Raw genomic sequence first — 19019 nt, forward strand, 5'->3', positions numbered from 1 at the left:
AAAGAGTGTCAAGCGATCTGTCGGGCGTCGGGCGCGGTGAGCTGCTTCGGATCGGTAAAGAAGGTGACCAGGTCGCGCACGGTCTCCTCGATGGGCCTCGGCTGATAGCCGATTTCGCGTTCCGCCTTGCCGTGGTCGACGATCGGGGCGGAGACCAATGCGCCGAGCGCGGCCTTCGACACGATGTCGGTCTTGAGCAGTTTGCCGATCGGTTCGAGCACCGGAATCAAGCCGTTGACGACCTTGGGCGAGATCGAGAACTTCGGTCCCTTCTTGCCGCCGCATTCCGCCGCGGTGCGGCACAGGTCGAGCATCGAGATCATCGAACCGCCGAGCAGGTAGTTCTCGCCGGTTCGTCCCCGCTCCCCGGCCAGGATCAGGCCCTTCGCGACGTCGCGGACGTCGACCAGATCGAAGCCGCCGCCGATCATCGCGGGAACCCGGCCGCGGGCGGCGTCCTTGAGGGTGCGGTTGATCCTGGACAGCGGGGTGCTGTAGTCGAGCGGGCCGAAGACGCCGGTGGGATTGCAGATCACCGCGTCCAGGCCCTGCTCGATCACCTTGCGCAGTTCGATTTCGCCCGCCCATTTGGAGCGGTCGTAGACGGGCAGGCCGGGGTCGGTCGAGCGCGCTGAGGTCTCGTCGATGCGGCCGCCGCAGGTGTACTGGTTGAAGGCGTGGATGGAGCTCGCGTGCACCATGCGGCGCACGCCCAGATCCATGGCCGCCTCGGCGACGACGCGTACACCCTCGGTGTTGACCTTCCATGCCAGGTCGTGCTGCTCGGCCAGGGTGATCACGGCGACGAGGTGGTAGACGATCTCCGCGCCGGCGAGCACGGTGCGCATGGATTCGGGGTCGAGCACATTGCCGGAGACCCAGGTGACGGTCGGGTCCGTCCGCTGCTCCGGAACGACGCGATCGATTGCTGTGACCTCGTGTCCTCGTTCGACCAGCAGGCTGAGCAGATTCGTGCCAAGGTAGCCGGCTGCGCCGGTCACTGCGACCTTCATGCGATCGAGAATATAGAACTTGTTCTAATTTGCAACCTGTTCCAGTTCCTTTCCGGTGGCCGCGTTGGGCTCGAAACTTGCCGGTGAGGTCCGCTATATTGAGCGCAACCGCAGCGCCGCCGGTACCGGCTCGCAGCTGCGCAGGGGCCCGATCACAGCCGAGCTGCCGGTGCGGGCAGGGAGTAGATGTTGATCGACGCTATGAACACGGAACTACAGTTCACGACGATTTGGGGGGTGCAACTCGATGGCTGATCTCTCGGTGGAGACCGATGCGGTCCGAGCGTTCGCGGCGACCAATGCCGGGGTCGCCGGCGAGATCGCGGGAGCGGGCAATTTCGATGCCGTGCAGAACGTCGCGGCGCTGACGCCGGTATTCGGTTTGATCGGCGCCGATTATCTGTTGGCGTTCGCCGCGGCGCAGGTGTTGCAGGCCAAGGACATCAATGATCTGTCGGCCAAATACGACAAGCTCTCGAAGTCCGCGTTCACGGCGGCCGGAGCGTTCGATACCACCGACTTCGGCAACGCGGGCGTACTGAAAGCGATCGCCGACCAGGTCGGAGGCGGGGCATGAGACCGATGGATACCGGCGCGACCGGCGTGATCGCACCCGATCAGCAGAGCGTGGCGATCGAAGAGGCCGTGATCGCGACGCAGAACACCGCAGTCGACGCACTGCAGAATGCGTCGCAGGGATTGAGCGATCTGTCGCTGCCGCAGTTGCCCGCGGATCTGCCGCCGATCGAGGCGCCCGAATTCGTGCTCGCGCGCAAGATCACCGAGGAATCGCCGCAGCTGGGGACCATACCGACGGGCATGCCGGGGCTCAACGGCAATTCGACCCCCGACGCGAGCGCGATTCTGTCCGGTGCGGTGCCTCCCGATGTGTCGCAGGCGCTTGCCGATGCGCAGACCGCGATCAGCCATGCGGCCGCGCCGATGATGCAGGCGGCGCAGAGCGCGGCGCAACAGGCACAGAGTGCGGTCAGCAGTGCGCTCGGCGGGGCGGGCAACCAGGGAGCTGCGGCGGCCGCGGCGGCGACGAATATTCCGTCCGATCCGGTCGCGGCGCTGATGCAGGGGCTGTCGATTCCCGGAATTCCCGGAATCGACACGCTGTTCCAGCCGATCCTGGAGCTCCTCAACAGCTTCGGCACCGGCGTCATCGGAGCCTTCGACCCGACCGCGATTCTCAGTCAGTCGTCCAAGATCATCGAGGCCGCGGTATCGGTCGGCAAGGGTGGTCTGCAGACTGTCGAGCAGCTGTGGCAGGGCCAGTCGTCCCGCGAGGCGCAGGCCGCCAGCAACACCGCGCAGACCCAGGGGCAGGACACCAGTCAGCGCGGTATCGATATCTCCGAACTCACCCAGCGCGCCGCGGCGGTGGTGCAGCAGGGCAACGCGCAGCTGTTGGGGATCGCGAGCGAATTCGCCACGCAGGCAACCGCACTCGTGCCGGTGGCGCTGACACCGCCCGGTCAGGCCGCGCTCATCGCGACCGCGACCGAACATCTTGGATCGGCCGTCGCGGTCGCCAACGCCACCCGCGGTGATCTTGCCGGGAAGACCGCCGAGCTGACCGGTCTGGTGAACCAGCTGCTCGGGACGAGCGGTCTGCCCGCGCCGCAGGAGGTCGCGCAGGCGGTCATGCAGAACATCGGTGAGCCGATCATGGAACAGGCGCAGTCGGTCGCGCAGGATGCGTCGACCAATGCCGCCGGCCTGTTGGACGGTTCCAGCACCTCTGGTTCGCCGAGCACGTCCACCATGGCGGCATCGACCAATTCCGGGCACACCACCTCGGGGATCTCGGGCATGAGCGGCATCGGAAGCCGTTCCGGTTCGCCGAGCGCATCGGGCTCGCCGTCGTCGCAGAAGGTGACCGGCACGCCGGGCAGCACCGTCTCGCCCATCAGCCGGGTCTCGGGCCTGTCCGGCACATCCTTGGGCGCGGGTACGTCGACCAGCGCGGCGAGCTCGGGGAGCTCCTTCATGGGCGGTAGCCCCGGCGCCACCGGGCAACGCGGCGGCAACGACGACGAGCACACGCGCAATGTGGACCCGTACCAGAGCCGAACCGGCAACGACGACCTCACCGGGCCACTCGGTGAGTCCACCCCGGACGTCATCGGTGCGACCCACCCGGATGAACTGGTCAGCTCGGACTACGAACAGGACCAGTTCTAGTCCGAAAGAGTTCTCCGGTGCCCCCGCTCGATTTCGAGTGGGGGCACTGGTGTTCCAGCTGTTTATACGTCCGAACGACGTTGCGGTACCTCAGGCCTGGCGGTTTACCGAAGCCGCGCAACGTTGCTCGTCGCCATCGCTACCGCGGTCGACAACCTGCTCAGTGGTCTCGGGTGAAGGCGTCGACGAGTTTGCGATAGAGGTCGGTGAAGCGTTTGCGGTTGGCTTGCTGGTCGGAGGTGAGGTTCTCGGTCGCATCGGGGGCGTACATGAGGACATGGACGTCTTGGTCGGGCGGCGCAGGCATGAGGTCGATGATCTGAGTGCCCTGGTCGGTGGCGCTGGGCATGCCGAGGTCTAGCGCGGCAAGCGATTTGGTTTCCGCCAGCGCGGCATTCAGGACGTCGTTGGGGATGGTGCCGGAGAGCCGCTGCGGTGGGGTGTCGGCGGCGCGGGTGGTGGACGCGGCGTCGGGCTGAGCGACCGCGTGGCCGTCGGCGTAGATCTGCAGCACCGGGCGCAGGTCGACCCGCTCGGACCAACCGCTCGGGATGGTGGTGAGTGTCAGCAGTGCCGGGGCGGGCGGTTGTGGTGCGTCGGCAGCGGGTTCGGCCGAGGCGACACCCCAGCTACCCGCAAGTGCCACGACGAGAAACAGCAGTCCCGACTTCGTTCTCCGCATGAAATCCCTATCTACGCTGTGCCACAGTCCAACTGGCCTCGATTATCGATCATCCGTCGGTGATCAGCGTAAGGCCGACGGGTTGTTCAGGTCGGAGGCCGAGTACGTGTCGCACGCCTGGACCTGACCGGTTTTGTAGCCGGTGAGGAACCATTTCTGGCGTTGGTCCGAGGAACCGTGGGTCCAGGCCTCCGGGTTGACGCGTCCCTGGGCGGCACGCTGGATCCGGTCGTCGCCGACGGCGGACGCGGCGGAGAGAGCGTCACGGATATCGTTGTCGGACAGAGGTTTCAGGAAGGGTTGATCGCTGCCGGGGGCGGGCTGTTTGTCGGCGAAGTGGGCCCAGATGCCCGCGTAGCAGTCGGCCTGGAGTTCGGTGCGCACCGCGCCGGATTCCGGTCCGCGCGGATCCTGCTGGGCCCGACCGATATCGCCGAGCAGATTCTGGATGTGGTGGCCGACCTCGTGCGCCACCACGTACTCCTGAGCGAGCGGGCCGCCGCTGGAACCGAAGCGGTCGACCAGTTCCTGGAAGAAGGCGGTGTCGAAGTAGGCGGTCCGGTCGGCGGGGCAGTAGAACGGGCCGACCGCGCTGGTCGCATTGCCACAACCGGTCGAGACCGCGCCGGAGAACAGCACCAGCTTCGGCTTCGAATACTTCTTGCCGGTCTGCTGTGGCAGCTGTGCCGCCCACACCGCGTCGAGGCTCTGTGCGGTGAGCACCACCCGGCAGTCGACGTACTTATTGGCGTCCGCGCCGGTCTTGCAGTGCGCGGGCGTGCCCGCGGTGCCGGGCTGCACAGTGCTGCTCTCGCTGCCGTTCAACTGTCCGAGCAGCGAACTTGGATCCCCACCGAGCAACAGGCCGATTACCAGCAGGATGAGACCACCAGCACCACCGCCGAGGGCGAGCTTGCCGCCCATCCCGGGTCCACCGCCGGAAGAAGCCCGATCCGGGTCGATCTGGAGGCCTTCGTTGAAGGTCATCTGCTTCGCTTTCTCGTGTCCAAAACGCCTCGGTCATACCCTGCCGATACAGCTTCGCACGCGGGGCGGCGATATCGGTTTCCTCTCGGGATATGTGTCTCACTACGATGGCAACCGCACCGGATCGCCCTACCGGTGTCACATTCGTCGAAAGGAATCCCGTGCTGCGCACCCACTTGGCTGGTTCGCTGCGAAGCGAGCACGCCGGTCAGACCGTCACCCTCACCGGCTGGGTGGCCCGGCGTCGTGACCACGGTGGCGTGATCTTCATCGATCTGCGCGATGCGTCGGGTGTGGCGCAGGCGGTGTTCCGCGAGGGCGAGCCCGCGGCGCAGGCGCACAAACTGCGCGCCGAATTCTGCGTGCGGGTCACCGGTGTGGTCGAGCAGCGGCCCGACGGCAACGAGAACCCGGAGCTGCCGACCGGTTCCATCGAGGTCAACGTCAGTGAACTCGAGGTGCTCAACGAGAGTGCACCGCTGCCGTTCCAGCTCGACGAGCAGCCCGGTGACGAGGCCCGCCTCAAGTACCGCTACCTCGACCTGCGCCGCGAGGCGCCGGGTAAGGCCATCCGGCTGCGGTCGAAGGTCAACGCGGCCGCCCGTGCGGTGCTGGCCCATCATGAATTCGTCGAGGTCGAGACCCCGACGATGACCCGCTCGACGCCCGAGGGCGCCCGCGACTTCCTGGTGCCAGCGCGCCTTCAGCCGGGCAGCTTCTACGCGCTGCCGCAGAGCCCGCAGCTGTTCAAGCAGCTGCTGATGGTCGCCGGTGTCGAGCGGTACTACCAGATCGCACGCTGCTATCGCGACGAGGACTTCCGTGCCGACCGCCAGCCCGAATTCACCCAGCTCGACCTCGAGATGAGCTTCGTGCGCCAGGAGGACGTGATCCTCGTCGCCGAAGAGATCCTGGAGGCGCTGTGGAAGCTGGTCGGCTATGAGATCCCGTTCCCGATTCCGCATATGACCTATGCGGAGGCGATGCGCCGCTTCGGTAGCGATAAGCCGGACCTGCGCTTCGGTGTCGAGATCACCGAATGCACCGAGTACTTCAAGGAGACCCCGTTCCGGGTGTTCCAGGCGGAGTACGTTGGCGCGGTCGTGATGCCCGGTGGCGCGAGTCAGCCGCGGCGTCAGCTCGACGCGTGGCAGGAGTGGGCCAAGCAGCGCGGCGCCAAGGGGCTGGCGTATGTGCTGGTGCAGGAAGACGGCACGCTCGGCGGTCCGGTCGCCAAGAACCTCAGCGAATCCGAGCGCGAGGGCCTGGCCAAGCATGTCGGCGCGGTACCGGGTGACTGTGTGTTCTTCGCCGCCGGTCCGGCCAAAGCGCAGCGCGCGCTGCTCGGTGCGGCGCGTGGCGAGATCGCGCGCAAGTGCGGTCTGATCGATGAGAACGCGTGGGCGTTCGTGTGGATCGTGGATGCGCCGATGTTCGAACCCGCCGCCGAGGCGACCGCGAGTGGCGATGTGGCACTTGGCCATTCGGCGTGGACCGCGGTGCACCACGCGTTCACCTCGCCCAAGCCGGAGTCGCTGGACACCTTCGACACCGACCCCGGCTCGGCGCTGGCCTACGCCTACGACATCGTCTGCAACGGCAACGAGATCGGCGGTGGCAGCATCCGTATCCATCGCCGCGATGTGCAGGAGCGAGTCTTCAAGGTGATGGGCATCGGGCACGACGAGGCGCAGGAGAAGTTCGGCTTCCTGCTCGACGCGTTCTCCTATGGCGCCCCGCCGCACGGCGGCATCGCCTTCGGCTGGGACCGGATCACCGCGCTGCTGGCTGGCATGGATTCGATCCGTGAGGTCATCGCCTTCCCGAAGACCGGCGGCGGTGTGGATCCGCTGACCGATGCGCCCGCGCCGATCACCGCGCAGCAGCGTAAAGAAGCGGGACTGGACTTCAAACCGGAGAAGAAGAAGGACGAGGGCGGCGACGCGGGTCGCGCTTCGGAATAGCGCGGGCTGCCGCTGGAACGGTACTTTCTGGTCAGTTTCATGGATGCTGACCACAAGGGGTTCCTGTGCTGCACTTGCGCATGATCAGCCCGCCCGAACTCACCGACAAAGTGATGGCGGTGCTGAGTGCCGACCCGGGCGTCACGCATGTGACGCTGGCGCGCGGTGTCGCCGTCGAGCCCGTCGGTGATCTCATCCAGGCCGATGTCGCGCGTGAGGCTGCCAATGATGTGCTCGCCGATCTGACCATGCTGGGCATCAAGCACACCGGTGGCATCACGCTCGGCCCCGTCGAGACGGTGATCTCCGATGCTGGTGAGCGGGCGATCGAGGAGGCTCCGGGCGATCCGACCGATGCGGTGGTGTGGGAGGAACTGCTCGCCCAGACCCATGAGGAGTCCGCGCTGACGCTGACCTTCGTCGCCTTCCTCACCATTGCCTGCCTGCTCGCGGCCGTCGGCGTGGCCACCGACTCACCGGTGACGATCGTCGGCGCGATGGTGGTCGGGCCGGAATTCGGGCCACTGGCAGCCTTTTCGGTGGGGCTGTGGCGGCGCGATTTCCAGCTCGCCCGAAAATCGGCGGTCGCGCTGCTGGTGGCATTTCCGGTGGCGATGGTCATCACGCTATTGGCGACCTTGCTGTGGGAGCAGTTCGGCTGGATCACGGTGACCGGTGTGGAAACCATCGAGAATGTCGACTTCATTTATGAGGTCGGGCCGTTCTCACTGGTGGTTGCGCTGTTGGCTGGTGCGGCGGGGATGCTGGCGGTGGTCACCGCGAAATCGGCGGCACTGGTCGGGGTGTTCATCTCGGTGACCACCGTGCCCGCGGCCGGATTCGCGGTAATCGCGGCAACTCTGGGGGCGTGGCATATCGCATTCATGTCGGCGGGGCAGCTCGCGGTGAACCTGGCGGGCATCGTCGCGGCCGGGGTGCTCGTGCTGGCGCTGCGACCGCGTGCCGGTAGCGAAGGGGGACCGATCGCCCGGTTCAAGCAGTGGTGGTGGATGCGGTCACTGCCCTCGAAGTGACCGCTGATTCTGTTGCGGGGCCGATGAGCCGGTGCGCTGGGAGCGGACGCGCCCAGCGCACCGGAGGCTAGGACACGGACACGGTGCCGCCGGTGAGTGCCCGGTAGGCGTAGGTCACCGCGATCGTGCACACCGGTCCGGCGACCAGCAGGCCGAAGCCACACAGCAGGGTGGCGACGAAGGTGATGACCAGTACGGCGAGGCCGAGTAGCAGCACCTGCCCGATATTGGCGATGACCAGCGTCGCGCTGGACTTGATCGCATCGAACGGACCCTGCTCTTGGTCGACGACGAAGTGCAGCGAGAACATGCACAGGAATCCGGCGATCAGACCGGGCACGAAGCACAGCGCGGCGCCGATCCAGGTGAGTGTGAAGGCGAGCAGTGCTGTCAAGAGGACATTGCCCGCATTCACGAAATGGAAGTAGGACGCGAAAGTTGGTTTGTTGCCGTCGGTTTCATAAAGAGCGCCGCGGATCATGGCGGCCTGCAGCAGCCAGATCGCGACCATGACCGCGAGGAAGATCAGCAACAGACTGAACAGCGAATTCGGTTGCACGGCCTGGACGATGAGCACGAAGGCGAGATAGATGATCACGCCGATCGCGGTAACGGCCAGCCAGGGGCCGAAATTCGCGCGGAACTTCTCCCAGCCGTAGCTCAGGGCATTGCCGACATCGAGGGTCGTCGGCACGCCGGGGGCGGATTGGTAGCCGTAGGTCGGCGCGCCGGGCTGAGCGCCCGGAGGCATTGCGCCGGGGGGCGGCATCGTGCCAGCCGGATCGAAGCCGGGTTGCGTTGCGCCGGGAGGTACAGCACCGGGGGGTATGGTGCCGGTGCCGGGTGCTGCTGCGCCAGCCGGATCGAAGCCGGGTTGCATTGCGCCCGGAGGGACCGCTCCAGCAGGCGTTGCGGCAGCTCCGGGCGGCGTGGTGCCAGGAGGCATCGTTGCAGGATGCGCCCAGCCGGGACCAGTTCCCGGTGGGCCGTAGCTCGGCTGTCCTGGTTGTCCGGGCGCGCCGACCGGCGGTGGCGGCTCCACGGGTTCACTGCCGTACTGCGCCGCGCCTGGACCCTCGAACTGTGGGTAGCCCGCGGGTCCGGCCATCTCGTGCCTACTGTGTCCGGTGCTGGGTTCCGTCGGTTGCGGATCGGGGCTTTCGTGCTGACCCGGACGGGCGGCGAACTGTTCGCTGTCACCTTCGTCGGGCGCGCCGCCGCTCGGTTCGGGCGAGCCAGTTGGTTCGTTCGGCTTGGGCGACGGTGAGTCGGACATTGTCTGCAGACCTTTCGACGCAACTGGTTTGCGGTGTGGCGCACGGCAGTTGACGATGAGAAAACCGGACAGCCGCAATGGTGTCAAGCAACCAGCGCCCGTTCCGCAACCTTGACGCAGACACGCCGAACGACGCGGAAAGGTTGTGTAACCGCTCGCTAGAAGTGACCCGGTGCGAGTAGCTTGATTAGCGATGACCGCACTATTGGCCGAACGCGCCGCCGAAGTCGTGTCCGCAGCACAGCAGTTGCTCACAAAGCGAATGGGTGCTCCGGTAAAGCTGAGCGATCCGATGGAACTCAGCGGTAGTGGTAGGACGACGGTCCTACGCGTGCGTGTTTCAGAGAACGCCTTCTCCCTGCCCCGGACGCTCATCGTCAAGCAGGTTCGCGGATCCGCGGCGGACCGCACGACGGGTGGTCTAGCGCCCGGTGTCGCCAGCATCGACTCCGCGTTTCTACGCGAGGCCGTGTCGTATCAGTTCACTACCGCGCTCAGCCGCGAACAGCGACCGGGCGCATACCTGATCGCGCACAGCCTCCCGGACCGGCTGCTCGTCCTGAGTGATCTCGGGGAGAACGCCCGGATGACGCAGGTGCTGCAATCCGGTGCGGAACCGGCGACGCGCAACGCGCTCATGGCCTTCGCGCAGGCGCTGGGCCGGATGCATGCGGCAACCGTCGGGCGCGAAGCGGATTTTGTCGCCCTGCTGCGCCGGGTGGATGTGGTGCACCGGGTCGACGGCATCGCGCAACAGGCCGAGGCCGCCATCTCCGAGGTGCCCGGCATGCTGCAGCGTGAACTCGGTATCGAGGTGCCCGGTGAGATCGCCGAGCGGATCGTTCGAGGCAATCGCCTGTTCTCCGCGGGTCGCTTCCGCGCATTCAGCCCCTCGGACCTGTGCCCGGACAACGTCATCCTCAACGAAGAGGGCGCACGCTTCCTCGACTACGAATGGGGCGGCTACCGCGACGCCACTCTCGACATCGCCTACGCGCTGGTGTCCTTCCCCGGCTGCCTGTGCGACTTCGAACTGTCCCGCGAGCGCGCCAAGCAAATGGTCGAAGCGTGGCGCGCCGAGGTCGTCGGCGTCTGGCCCGCCCTGGCCGACGACGCCGTACTCGCCGAACGCATCCTGGAAGCCCGCCTCATCTGGGTCTGGCTCACCACCTACTGGTTCCTGCCCGCCGACCACACCCGCATCGCCGCCGCCCGCGAACACGGCCTCTCCGTTCCGCGCTCGGAAGCCCTGATCAATCGCTGGGCCGCCCTGGCCGAAGACGCGCGCTGCACCGGTGACGACGCGGTCGGGGATTTCGCCGAGGATGTGTCGGCCATGCTCGAAGAGCGCTGGTCGGAATAGATTTTCGGGTCCACCCGCCTCGGTCGGGTCGAGGAAACCAAACTCCAGCGTCGCGGTTCTCGCCATCGAAGGTAGTGAAATGGTGGGTCGGCATGCCGACGGCAACCACCCTTTGACTACCGTCGGCGAGAAGTCTCGAGTGGGGTCAGCGGGTGAGGTCGGATAGGTGGGATTCGAGGTGGGCTCGCTCTATGGTGTTTTCGGTTAGGAGTAGAGCGGATTCGTAGGCTCGGGCGGCTTCGGTGGTGCGGCCCAATTGGGTCAGGAAGGCCGCGCGGGAGGCTTCGAGGTAGCCGTAGGTGGCGAGGGACGGTTCGGCGGCGAGCGCGTCGAGGAGGGCGAGCGCTCGGCTCGGATTGCCGGAAAGGCCCACTGCTACCGCGTGATTGAGGCGCGCCACTGGTGCGGGCCAGATCCGGAGCAGGAGTACGTACAGACCGGTGATCTCACGCCAGTCGGTTTCCGCCCAGGACGGTGCCTCGTCGTGGACGGCGGCGATAGCCGCCTGCAGGGTATACCGATCCGTATGTGGCAGAGCGGTTTTCACCAAGGCAATACCCTCGGTGATAGCCGCGCGATCCCAGCGGGAGCGGTCTTGGTGTTCGAGAGTGCACAGGCGCCCTTCGGTATCCACTCGGGCGGCGCGGCGCGCGTCGGTGAGCAGGATCAGGGCCAGGAGGCCGGTGACGGAAGGGTCGTCCGGGACGAGCGCATGCATCATTCGCGCAAGTTGGAGTGCCCGATCGACCAGATCGGCACGCACCAGCGCGTCACCCGACGGCGCGGTGTGACCGGTGGTGAACAGCAGGTGGATGACGGCACAGATGGCATCCAGCCGGTCCGGGAGTTCGCGCACCGACGGCACCCGATACGGAATGCGCGCCACCGCAATCTTCTTCTTGGCGCGCGTGATTCGGGCCGCCATGGTCGATTCGCTGGTGAGGAAGGCGCGGGCGACCTCGGCGGTGGTGACACCGCAGACCAGACGCAGGGTCAGCGCCACCCGGGCCTCGCGGGCCAGTGCCGGGTGGCAGCAGGTGCTGATCAGGCGCAACCGGTCGTCGGGAATGGCCGATGCCGAATCCAGTTCCGCGAGTGCGAGATCGGCGGTGTCGTCGGCCTGGTCGGTGATCAGCGTGGGCAGTGCGCGCTGCATGGTCGAATCGCGGCGCAGCAGGTCGAGGCCGCGGCGGCGGGCGACGGTGGTCAGCCAGGCGCCGGGCTTGGCGGGAACGCCGTGCGCGGCCCACTCGGTGAGTGCCCGCGTGTAGGCGTCCTGCACGCATTCCTCGGCGAGGTCGAAATCGCGGACCAGCCGCACCGTCGCGGCGAGCACGAAGGCCCATTCGCGACGGTGCGCCTGGTCGACGGCGGCAGCCGCCTCGGTATCGATCGGCACAGGGCTAGTCGAAGGTCATGATCGGTCGCACCTCGACGCCGCCGAATCGGGCGGGCACCTGCTTGGCCACTGCGATCGCGGCGTCCAGATCCGCGGCCTCGATCAGGTAGTAGCCGCCGAGCGCCTCCTTGGCCTCGGCGAACGGGGCGTCGGTCACGGTGAAATCGCCGTCGTCCTTCTGCCGGATGGCGGTGGCGGTGGCGGTCGGCTGGAGTGCGTTGCCGCCCTGCACGGCGTCGCCCGCGATCTCCTGGAAGGTCACGTGCGCCTGATAGACCTCACCCATGACCTGCTCCGATGCGGTCGCGTACGCGTTTTCGTCCTCGTAAATCAGCACCAGGTACTGGCTCATGATCTCGCTCCTTCGGGTTGCGCCGGCCCGCCGATCGGGCCGTCGTATTCGTTCCGACGATCGAGCTCGACGGAAATCGACAACCTTGCGCGAGAAAAATTCTGCTCCTGGAATCGCGTGGAGTCTCGCAAGTCGTGCTGATGCGGACCTGCCCGAGCGATCAGGCGACCGGTCCCGGGCGTGGCTCGACGCGTCCACCCGAACGAACGGCGAACGAAGCACCGTGACGGACGCCGGAATCGGGATCGGCGACATCGGTGACATAGAACCAGTCCATCTGCGCCTGCGCCGGGGTGACCTCCAGGACGCCGTAGCCGTGCGACTCCATCTCGACGTACCGCAGATGCCGATTCACCCCCTTGACGGACTCCTCGACGGTGACAGCGACCGTGCGCGGCGGCGCCTTCAGCAGCTCGCCGAGACTCGACGAGGTCACCGACGGGACCACGAATTCCGCGCCCACCGTCGGCCCACCCGGATAGTTCGCCGGGTCGACGGGCAGGTCGGCGGCCCACGAGGAGTGGATATCGCCGGTCAGGAAGACGACGTCGCCGACCTGCTGGTCGGTGATCGACTGGAACAGTGTGCGACGGTCGGCGGTGTAGCCGTCCCACTGGTCGGCATTGGCGGGAACGCCGGAGCGCGGCACACCCACCATGGTCGTGATGGCCTCCGTGGTCGCCGGTTCCAGCGGCGGGAACACCAGCGGCGCGATCATCACCGAATTGCCGACGAGCTTCCACTGCACCGGCGCGGACGCCAAACCGGCAGTGAGCCAATCCATTTGAGCCTTGCCGGTGATGGTGCGCGCCGGGTTGTCGACCGCGCGCCAGCCCGCGACCGGTTCGACCTCCTGATCGCGGTAGCTGCGCAGGTCGAGCATGGACAACTCGGCGAGGTTGCCGAAACGCAGCCGTCGATAGATCTGGACGTCGGCCCCCGAACTGCTCGCCCGGACCGGCATCCAATCGAGATAGGCGCGGGCCGAGGCGGCGCGACGCTGCTGCCAGTCGCCCTCGGCGGCCGGATCGTGGTTGTTCGCACCGCCGGACCAGGCATTGTCCGCGAATTCGTGATCATCCCAGGTGCAGATGAACGGCACCCGCGCGTGTAGCGCGAGCAGATCCGGATCGGTCTTGTACTGCGCGTGCCGAATGCGATAGTCGGCCAGGGTGACAATCTCATCGGCGGGCTCGTGCGGACGCACCGCGCCGCTGCGCCCGCCATATTTGCCGCGGCCGTATTCGTAGATGTAGTCGCCGAGGTGCACGATCGCGTCGAGGTCGGTGCGATCGGCCAGATGCCGGTACGCGCCGAAGTATCCTGCCTCCCAGTTCGAGCAGGACACCACGCCGAAGCGCAGGCGATCGATCGCCGCGGAAGTGGCCGGAGCCGTTCGGGTGCGGCCGACGGGGGAGTGCACGCCGAATGCGGTGAAGCGGTAGAAGTACGCGCTGCCTGGCCGCAGATCGGTCACATCGATCTTGACTGTGTGATCGTAATCCGCTGTGGCCGTGGCCATTCCGGATGCGATCACGGATGCGAAGCGCTCATCGGCGGCAAGTTCCCAGCGCACCGCGGCGGATACGCCGATGCCGGAACCGGGCGTCGCGTCGTCGGAAACGGTGACACGAGTCCAGATGATCACGCCGCTCGGCAGCGGATCACCCGAGGCGACGCCGTGACGGAATACCGGTCCCTCGGCGCGTGCGGGCGTGGCGACCGCGAATCCGGCGACAGTCGCCACGGCACCACCCTTGAGCAGAGTGCGTCGAGCGAAAGGCTCGGAATCCGGAACGACGACGTTTTCAGCCACGGCTGCGATCACAGCCGATGCACGGTCGGCGAGGCAAATCGGCACACGACCCGGAGCTGTCGGTGCTCCTCGGTAACGTGCTCGGTGTGAGCGAAGGCTTATTCGACGTGCCCGGCGACGAGGTGCCGACCGGACACTCCATCGACAGTGTGGTGCGCCGCGATGCCGGTGCGCCGCTGGCGGTGCGGATGCGGCCCGCGACATTGGACGAGGTGGTCGGCCAACAGCATCTGCTCGGGCCCGGCTCGCCGCTACGGCGGTTGATCGAGGGTTCCGGCGCGGCGTCGGTGCTGCTGTACGGACCGCCGGGAACCGGCAAGACGACACTGGCGTCGCTGATTTCGCAGGCCACGGGTCGGCGCTTCGAGGCGCTGTCGGCCTTGTCGGCCGGGGTGAAGGAAGTGCGCGCGGTCATCGATGTGGCCCGCCGCCGCCTCACCGCGGGCGAGCAAACCGTGCTGTTCATCGATGAGGTGCACCGCTTCTCCAAGACACAGCAGGACGCGTTGCTGGCCGCGGTGGAGAACCGGATCGTGCTGCTGGTCGGCGCGACAACCGAGAATCCGTCGTTCTCGGTGGTCTCGCCGCTGCTGTCGCGCTCGCTGGTACTGCAATTGCAGTCGCTCACCACTGCCGATATCCGGCTGGTGCTCGATCGTGCGCTCGCGGATCCGCGTGGTTACGGCGGCGCGTACACGGTGACCGAGGCGGCGCTCGAGCACATTGTGCGGATCGCGGGCGGTGACGCGCGCCGGGCGCTCACCGCGCTGGAGGCATCGGCGGAATCCTCGTCGGACGGCACCGTCGATGTGGATCTGGTCGAGGCCAGTGTGGACAAGGCGGCCGTGCGCTACGACCGTGCCGGTGACCAGCACTACGACGTGGTGAGCGCCTTCATCAAATCCATTCGCGGCTCGGATGTCGATGCGGCACTGCACTACCTGGCCCGCATGCTCAGCGCGGGTGAGGATCCGCGCTTCATCGCCCGCCGCTTGGTGATTTCGGCGAGTGAGGATATCGGCATGGCCGATCCGATGGCGCTGCAGACCGCGGTCGCGGCCGCGCACGTCGTGCAGCTGATCGGCATGCCCGAGGCCCAACTCACCCTGACCCACGCGACGATTCATCTGGCCACGGCCCCCAAATCCGGTGCCGTGCCCGCCGCGCTCGGCGCCGCCCTCGCCGACATTTCGGCAGGTAAGGCGGGCGTGGTCCCGGCACATCTGCGCGACGGCCACTACGCGGGAGCCGCCGCCCTCGGCAACGCCCAGGGCTACAAATACCCGCACGACGACCCGGACGGCGTACTCGCCCAACAGTATCCACCCGACGAAATCGTCGGCCGCGACTACTACACCCCGACTGATCACGGCGTCGAACGCGATATCCAACGCCGCGTCGAGAAGCTGCGCAGAATCGTCCGCGGACGATAAACGCTCACTTCGCCGCAGACCGGTTCCGGGTCGGCCCCGTCGGCGGAGGTGGACCAACCGGTCGCTGAAAATGGGGATGCGGGGCACCGGTAGGCTGGATATCTGTGCAGACCCACGAGATCCGACGGCGATTCCTGGACCATTTTGTCCGTGCCGGACACACCGAGGTGCCTAGTGCCTCGCTGATCCTGGCCGACCCGACCCTGTTGTTCGTCAACGCGGGCATGGTTCAGTTCAAGCCGTATTTCTTGGGTCAGGAAGCGCCGCCGTTCCCGCGCGCGACCAGTGTGCAGAAATGCGTCCGCACCGGTGATATCGAAGAGGTCGGCGTCACCACCCGGCACAACACCTTCTTCCAGATGGCGGGCAACTTCTCCTTCGGTGACTACTTCAAGGAGGGCGCCATCACCCTCGCCTGGGAGTTGATCAGCAAGTCGCAGGAGGACGGCGGCTACGGCTTCGATCCCGAGCGGATCTGGGTGACGGCCTACGAATCCGATCCGGAGGCCGCCGAGATCTGGCACCGGGTCGCGGGCATCCCGAAGGAGCGGATCCAGTTCCGCGACGGCAAGGACAATTACTGGGATATGGGTGTGCCCGGCCCGGGCGGCCCGTGTTCGGAGATCTACTACGACCGCGGCCCCGAATACGGTAGGGACGGCGGCCCGGTCGCCGACGAGGACCGCTACCTGGAGATCTGGAATCTGGTCTTCATGCAGGACATCCGCGGTGAGCAGAGCCCCAAGCTCGGCTACCCGCCGGTCGGATCGCTGCCCAAGAAGAATATCGATACCGGCATGGGCGTCGAGCGCATCGCGCTGTTGCTGCAGGGCGTCGACAACGTCTACGAAACCGACCTGCTTCGCCCGATCATCGATAAGGCCGAGGAGCTGACCGGCCGGTCCTACGGTGTCGAACACGAAGACGACCGCCGCTTCCGCGTCATCGCCGACCACGCCCGCACCTCGGCCATGCTGATCGCCGACGGCGTCAACCCGGGCAACGAGGGCCGTGGCTATGTGTTGCGCCGCCTGCTGCGCCGCATCGTGCGCTCGGCCCGGCTGCTCGGCGCGGACAAGCCGGTGATCGGCGAATTCATGAAGGTCGTCAGCGAGCTGATGTCGCCGTCGTATCCGGAACTGGCCACCGACTTCGCACGGATCGAGAATGTCGCGGTGGGTGAGGAGACCGCGTTCCTCAAGACGCTCAATACGGGCTCCCGGCTGTTCGCCGATGCCGTCGATGAGGTCGCGGCCAAGGGTGGCAAGACGATTCCGGGTTCGGACGCCTTCAAACTGCACGACACTTACGGCTTCCCGATCGAGCTGACCCTGGAGATGGCGGCCGAGGCCGGACTGTCGGTCGACGAGGAGGGCTTCCGCTCGCTGATGGCCGAGCAGCGGAAGATGGCCAAGGAGGATGCGCAGGCGCGCAAGCACGGACATGCCGACCTGTCCATCTACAAGGAGTTGGTCGACCGCGGCGCAACGGAATTCACCGGTTTCGACGAGCTGACCTCCGAGGCGCACGTCCTCGCGCTGATCGCCGACGGTGTCCGGGTGCCGACCGCCACCATCGGCCAGGACGTCGAGGTGATCCTGGACCGCAGCCCGCTGTATGCGGAGTCCGGTGGTCAGATCGCCGATCGCGGCACCATTACGGCGCAGGGCCTCAAGCTGCGCGTCAACGATGTGCAGAAGATCGCCAAGAAGTTGTGGGTGCACAAGACCACGGTCGAACAGGGCCAGATCACCGAGGGCGATGTCGTACTCGCCCAGGCCGATCCGGCATGGCGCCATGGCGCCACCCAGGGCCACTCCGGCACACATATGGTGCATGCCGCGCTGCGGCAGGTGCTCGGCCCGAACGCGGTGCAGGCCGGTTCGCTGAACAAGCCCGGCTATCTGCGCTTCGACTTCAACTGGCAGGGCCAGCTCTCCGAACAGCAGAAGGCCGATATCGAGGCCGTCTCCAATGACGCGGTCGGCTCGGACTTCCCCGTGAACACCTTCGTCACCGATCTGCCCAAGGCCAAGCAGATGGGCGCGCTCGCGCTGTTCGGCGAGAATTACGGCGACGAGGTGCGCGTGGTGGAGATCGGCGGACCGTTCTCGATGGAGCTGTGCGGTGGTACGCACGTACAGCATTCCTCACAGATCGGCCCGATCACCGTGCTCGGTGAATCGGCGATCGGTTCCGGTAAGCGACGTGTGGAGGCCTTCGTCGGCCTGGACTCATATAAGTATCTGGCGAAGGAGCGTGCGCTGCTGGCCGGTGTCGCGTCCTCGCTGAAGGTGCCTTCGGAGGAGGTGCCCGCGCGCGTCGAGCAGCTCGTGGAGCGGCTGAAGGTGGCCGAGAAGGAGCTCGAGCGCACCAAGATCGCCACGGTGCTCGCTTCGGCGGCCGAGTTCGTGGACGAGGCCGAGCGGGTCGGTAGCGTGCTGCTGGTGGCCGCGGCCGCACCTGACGGTGTCACCGCCGGTGACCTGCGCACCCTCGCCACCGATATCCGCGGCCGGTTCGGCACCGAGCCTGCGGTGGTCGTACTGCTCGGCAATGCCGATGGCAAGGTGCCCTTCGTCGTTACGGTCAACAAGAGCGCGCAGGATCTCGGCTTCAAGGCCGGAGACCTGGTCGCCAGCTTCGGCCCGAGCATTTCCGGTCGCGGCGGCGGCAAGCCGGAGATGGCGCAGGGCGCCGGTTCGGACCCCTCGGGTATCGAAGTCGGTCTGGCCTCGGTCCGTGCCCGGGTGGCTGAACTCGCCGGGTGATGGGCGACTCGGAGAGTCATCGTCCCTCACCCGACACCGATCCCGGCCGCGGCAGACGGATCGGCATCGATGTCGGCAGTGTCCGAATCGGGGTCGCCTCCAGCGACCCCGACGGCATGCTCGCCACACCCGTGGAAACGGTGGCGCGCGCGAAGCCGAATAAGCGCGCGTCCGGACCGGCAAGCGACATTTCCAGAATTGCCGAAATTGTGCGGGAATACGAGGCAGTCGAGGTCATCGTCGGTCTGCCACGGACATTGCGCGGGGAAAAGGGGACCGCAGCTGACGCGGCAATGGTGTTCGCGGAACGTTTGCGCGCAGTCATAGCGCCCGTGCCTATCCGACTTTCCGACGAACGTTTGACTACGGTGTCAGCTGCACGTGCATTGCGGGACAGTGGAGTTCGCGCGCGTGGCCAGCGGCAGGTGATCGATCAGGCGGCCGCCGTAGCGATCCTGCAGGGATGGTTGGACGAACGGAGTGCGGTGTTGAAGTCGGCCGAAGCGGCGTCTGATTCCGGAGACGGTGCATGACGGATCGATGGGCGCGAGCCGAGGAACGTTTCCGTCAGCGCGAGGCTGAGCGGCGTTACCGGCGAAACGACCAGGCATGGGAGGACTACGACGACGACACCACGGTCATTCCGCGCTATACCGACGAAGATCACGACGAGGTACTCGCGGCCGAGCGTTCGCGGCGTGCGACCCAGCGCGCCGAGCGCGCGGAACCGCGGCGTGGG

General features: G+C 66.7%; 15 protein-coding genes and 1 pseudogene. 9 read left to right on the top strand and 7 right to left on the bottom strand.

What is annotated here, in order from left to right; translation table 11 throughout:
* Positions 1 to 8 precede the first annotated feature (8 nt).
* On the bottom strand, positions 9 to 1013 hold the full coding sequence (locus tag NP3_RS41765) for an NAD-dependent epimerase/dehydratase family protein (protein WP_063047224.1): 1005 nt from the start codon (positions 1011 to 1013) through the stop codon (positions 9 to 11).
* 247 nt (positions 1014 to 1260) lie between these two features.
* On the opposite strand from NP3_RS41765, the gene NP3_RS41770 reads away from it, so the two are divergent.
* Together NP3_RS41770 and NP3_RS41775 are read left to right on the top strand one after the other, a co-directional pair.
* Entirely contained in the window at positions 1261 to 1590 is a 330-nt protein-coding gene (locus tag NP3_RS41770) for a type VII secretion target (protein WP_063047225.1), read from the top strand.
* Complete coding sequence (locus tag NP3_RS41775; RefSeq protein WP_063047226.1) at positions 1587 to 3203, top strand: hypothetical protein; 1617 nt, start codon at positions 1587 to 1589, stop codon at positions 3201 to 3203. The genes NP3_RS41770 and NP3_RS41775 overlap by 4 nt, the downstream gene beginning before the upstream one ends.
* 160 nt (positions 3204 to 3363) lie before the next feature.
* Here the strand turns inward: NP3_RS41775 and NP3_RS41780 are convergent, their stop codons facing one another.
* Positions 3364 to 3885: a hypothetical protein gene (locus NP3_RS41780; RefSeq protein ID WP_063047227.1), complete on the bottom strand. Its 522-nt coding sequence runs from the start codon at positions 3883 to 3885 to the stop codon at positions 3364 to 3366.
* A 63-nt stretch (positions 3886 to 3948) separates the two neighbouring features.
* Positions 3949 to 4872, bottom strand: coding sequence for a KPN_02809 family neutral zinc metallopeptidase (gene ypfJ / locus NP3_RS41785; protein ID WP_063047228.1), 924 nt, complete (start codon positions 4870 to 4872; stop codon positions 3949 to 3951).
* Between the two features lie 161 nt (positions 4873 to 5033).
* Between ypfJ and aspS the strand changes: the two genes are divergently transcribed.
* Together aspS and NP3_RS41795 are read left to right on the top strand one after the other, a co-directional pair.
* The gene (gene aspS / locus NP3_RS41790) at positions 5034 to 6836 is read left to right on the top strand and encodes an aspartate--tRNA ligase (RefSeq protein ID WP_063047240.1); all 1803 of its coding nucleotides are present in this window, start codon (positions 5034 to 5036) and stop codon (positions 6834 to 6836) included.
* Between the two features lie 65 nt (positions 6837 to 6901).
* Positions 6902 to 7870 carry a DUF389 domain-containing protein gene (locus tag NP3_RS41795; protein ID WP_063047229.1) on the top strand — a complete coding sequence of 323 codons (969 nt, stop codon included), beginning with the start codon at positions 6902 to 6904 and terminating at the stop codon, positions 7868 to 7870.
* A gap of 67 nt (positions 7871 to 7937) precedes the next feature.
* Here the strand turns inward: NP3_RS41795 and NP3_RS50975 are convergent, their stop codons facing one another.
* On the bottom strand, positions 7938 to 9146 hold the full coding sequence (locus tag NP3_RS50975) for a DUF2189 domain-containing protein (RefSeq protein ID WP_245721332.1): 1209 nt from the start codon (positions 9144 to 9146) through the stop codon (positions 7938 to 7940).
* A gap of 193 nt (positions 9147 to 9339) precedes the next feature.
* On the opposite strand from NP3_RS50975, the gene NP3_RS41805 reads away from it, so the two are divergent.
* Positions 9340 to 10509 (top strand): phosphotransferase family protein, encoded by a 1170-nt coding sequence (locus NP3_RS41805; protein ID WP_063047231.1) that lies wholly within the window; start codon positions 9340 to 9342, stop codon positions 10507 to 10509.
* 145 nt (positions 10510 to 10654) lie between these two features.
* On the opposite strand, the gene NP3_RS41810 is transcribed toward NP3_RS41805, so the two are convergent.
* The 3 genes from NP3_RS41810 to NP3_RS41820 all read right to left on the bottom strand — a co-directional run bounded on the left by NP3_RS41810 (position 10655) and on the right by NP3_RS41820 (position 14076).
* Positions 10655 to 11908, bottom strand: coding sequence for an RNA polymerase sigma factor (locus NP3_RS41810; RefSeq protein WP_307680605.1), 1254 nt, complete (start codon positions 11906 to 11908; stop codon positions 10655 to 10657).
* A gap of 4 nt (positions 11909 to 11912) precedes the next feature.
* The gene (locus NP3_RS41815) at positions 11913 to 12260 is read right to left on the bottom strand and encodes a YciI family protein (protein WP_063047232.1); all 348 of its coding nucleotides are present in this window, start codon (positions 12258 to 12260) and stop codon (positions 11913 to 11915) included.
* A gap of 160 nt (positions 12261 to 12420) precedes the next feature.
* Positions 12421 to 14076, bottom strand: a complete 1656-nt coding sequence (locus NP3_RS41820; protein ID WP_063047242.1) for an alkaline phosphatase D family protein — start codon at positions 14074 to 14076, stop codon at positions 12421 to 12423.
* An 86-nt stretch (positions 14077 to 14162) separates the two neighbouring features.
* On the opposite strand from NP3_RS41820, the gene NP3_RS41825 reads away from it, so the two are divergent.
* The 4 genes and pseudogenes from NP3_RS41825 to NP3_RS41840 all read left to right on the top strand — a co-directional run.
* The gene (locus tag NP3_RS41825; RefSeq protein WP_373864829.1) at positions 14163 to 15509 is read left to right on the top strand and encodes a replication-associated recombination protein A; all 1347 of its coding nucleotides are present in this window, start codon (positions 14163 to 14165) and stop codon (positions 15507 to 15509) included.
* Between the two features lie 104 nt (positions 15510 to 15613).
* Positions 15614 to 18280, top strand: coding sequence for an alanine--tRNA ligase (alaS, locus tag NP3_RS41830; RefSeq protein ID WP_063047233.1), 2667 nt, complete (start codon positions 15614 to 15616; stop codon positions 18278 to 18280).
* Complete coding sequence (gene ruvX / locus NP3_RS41835; protein WP_063047234.1) at positions 18280 to 18813, top strand: Holliday junction resolvase RuvX; 534 nt, start codon at positions 18280 to 18282, stop codon at positions 18811 to 18813. Before alaS ends, ruvX begins: the two co-directional genes overlap by 1 nt.
* Positions 18810 to 19019: pseudogene (locus tag NP3_RS41840) on the top strand (endolytic transglycosylase MltG); the annotation flags it as partial. The gene ruvX and the pseudogene NP3_RS41840, both read left to right, overlap by 4 nt.

Source organism: Nocardia pseudovaccinii NBRC 100343 (genome assembly GCF_001613225.1).
GTDB lineage: Bacteria > Actinomycetota > Actinomycetes > Mycobacteriales > Mycobacteriaceae > Nocardia > Nocardia pseudovaccinii.

Bases quoted from the DNA above. Each gene is read 5' to 3' on its own strand.
- NP3_RS41815 (WP_063047232.1), bottom strand. From the start codon at position 12,260: ATGAGCCAGTACCTGGTGCTGATTTACGAGGACGAAAACGCGTACGCG.
- NP3_RS41775 (WP_063047226.1), top strand. From the start codon at position 1,587: ATGAGACCGATGGATACCGGCGCGACCGGCGTGATCGCACCCGATCAG.
- NP3_RS41805 (WP_063047231.1), top strand. From the start codon at position 9,340: ATGACCGCACTATTGGCCGAACGCGCCGCCGAAGTCGTGTCCGCAGCA.
- NP3_RS41770 (WP_063047225.1), top strand. From the start codon at position 1,261: ATGGCTGATCTCTCGGTGGAGACCGATGCGGTCCGAGCGTTCGCGGCG.
- NP3_RS41765 (WP_063047224.1), bottom strand. From the start codon at position 1,013: ATGAAGGTCGCAGTGACCGGCGCAGCCGGCTACCTTGGCACGAATCTG.
- ypfJ (WP_063047228.1), bottom strand. From the start codon at position 4,872: ATGACCTTCAACGAAGGCCTCCAGATCGACCCGGATCGGGCTTCTTCC.
- ruvX (WP_063047234.1), top strand. From the start codon at position 18,280: ATGGGCGACTCGGAGAGTCATCGTCCCTCACCCGACACCGATCCCGGC.
- NP3_RS41780 (WP_063047227.1), bottom strand. From the start codon at position 3,885: ATGCGGAGAACGAAGTCGGGACTGCTGTTTCTCGTCGTGGCACTTGCG.
- NP3_RS50975 (WP_245721332.1), bottom strand. From the start codon at position 9,146: ATGTCCGACTCACCGTCGCCCAAGCCGAACGAACCAACTGGCTCGCCC.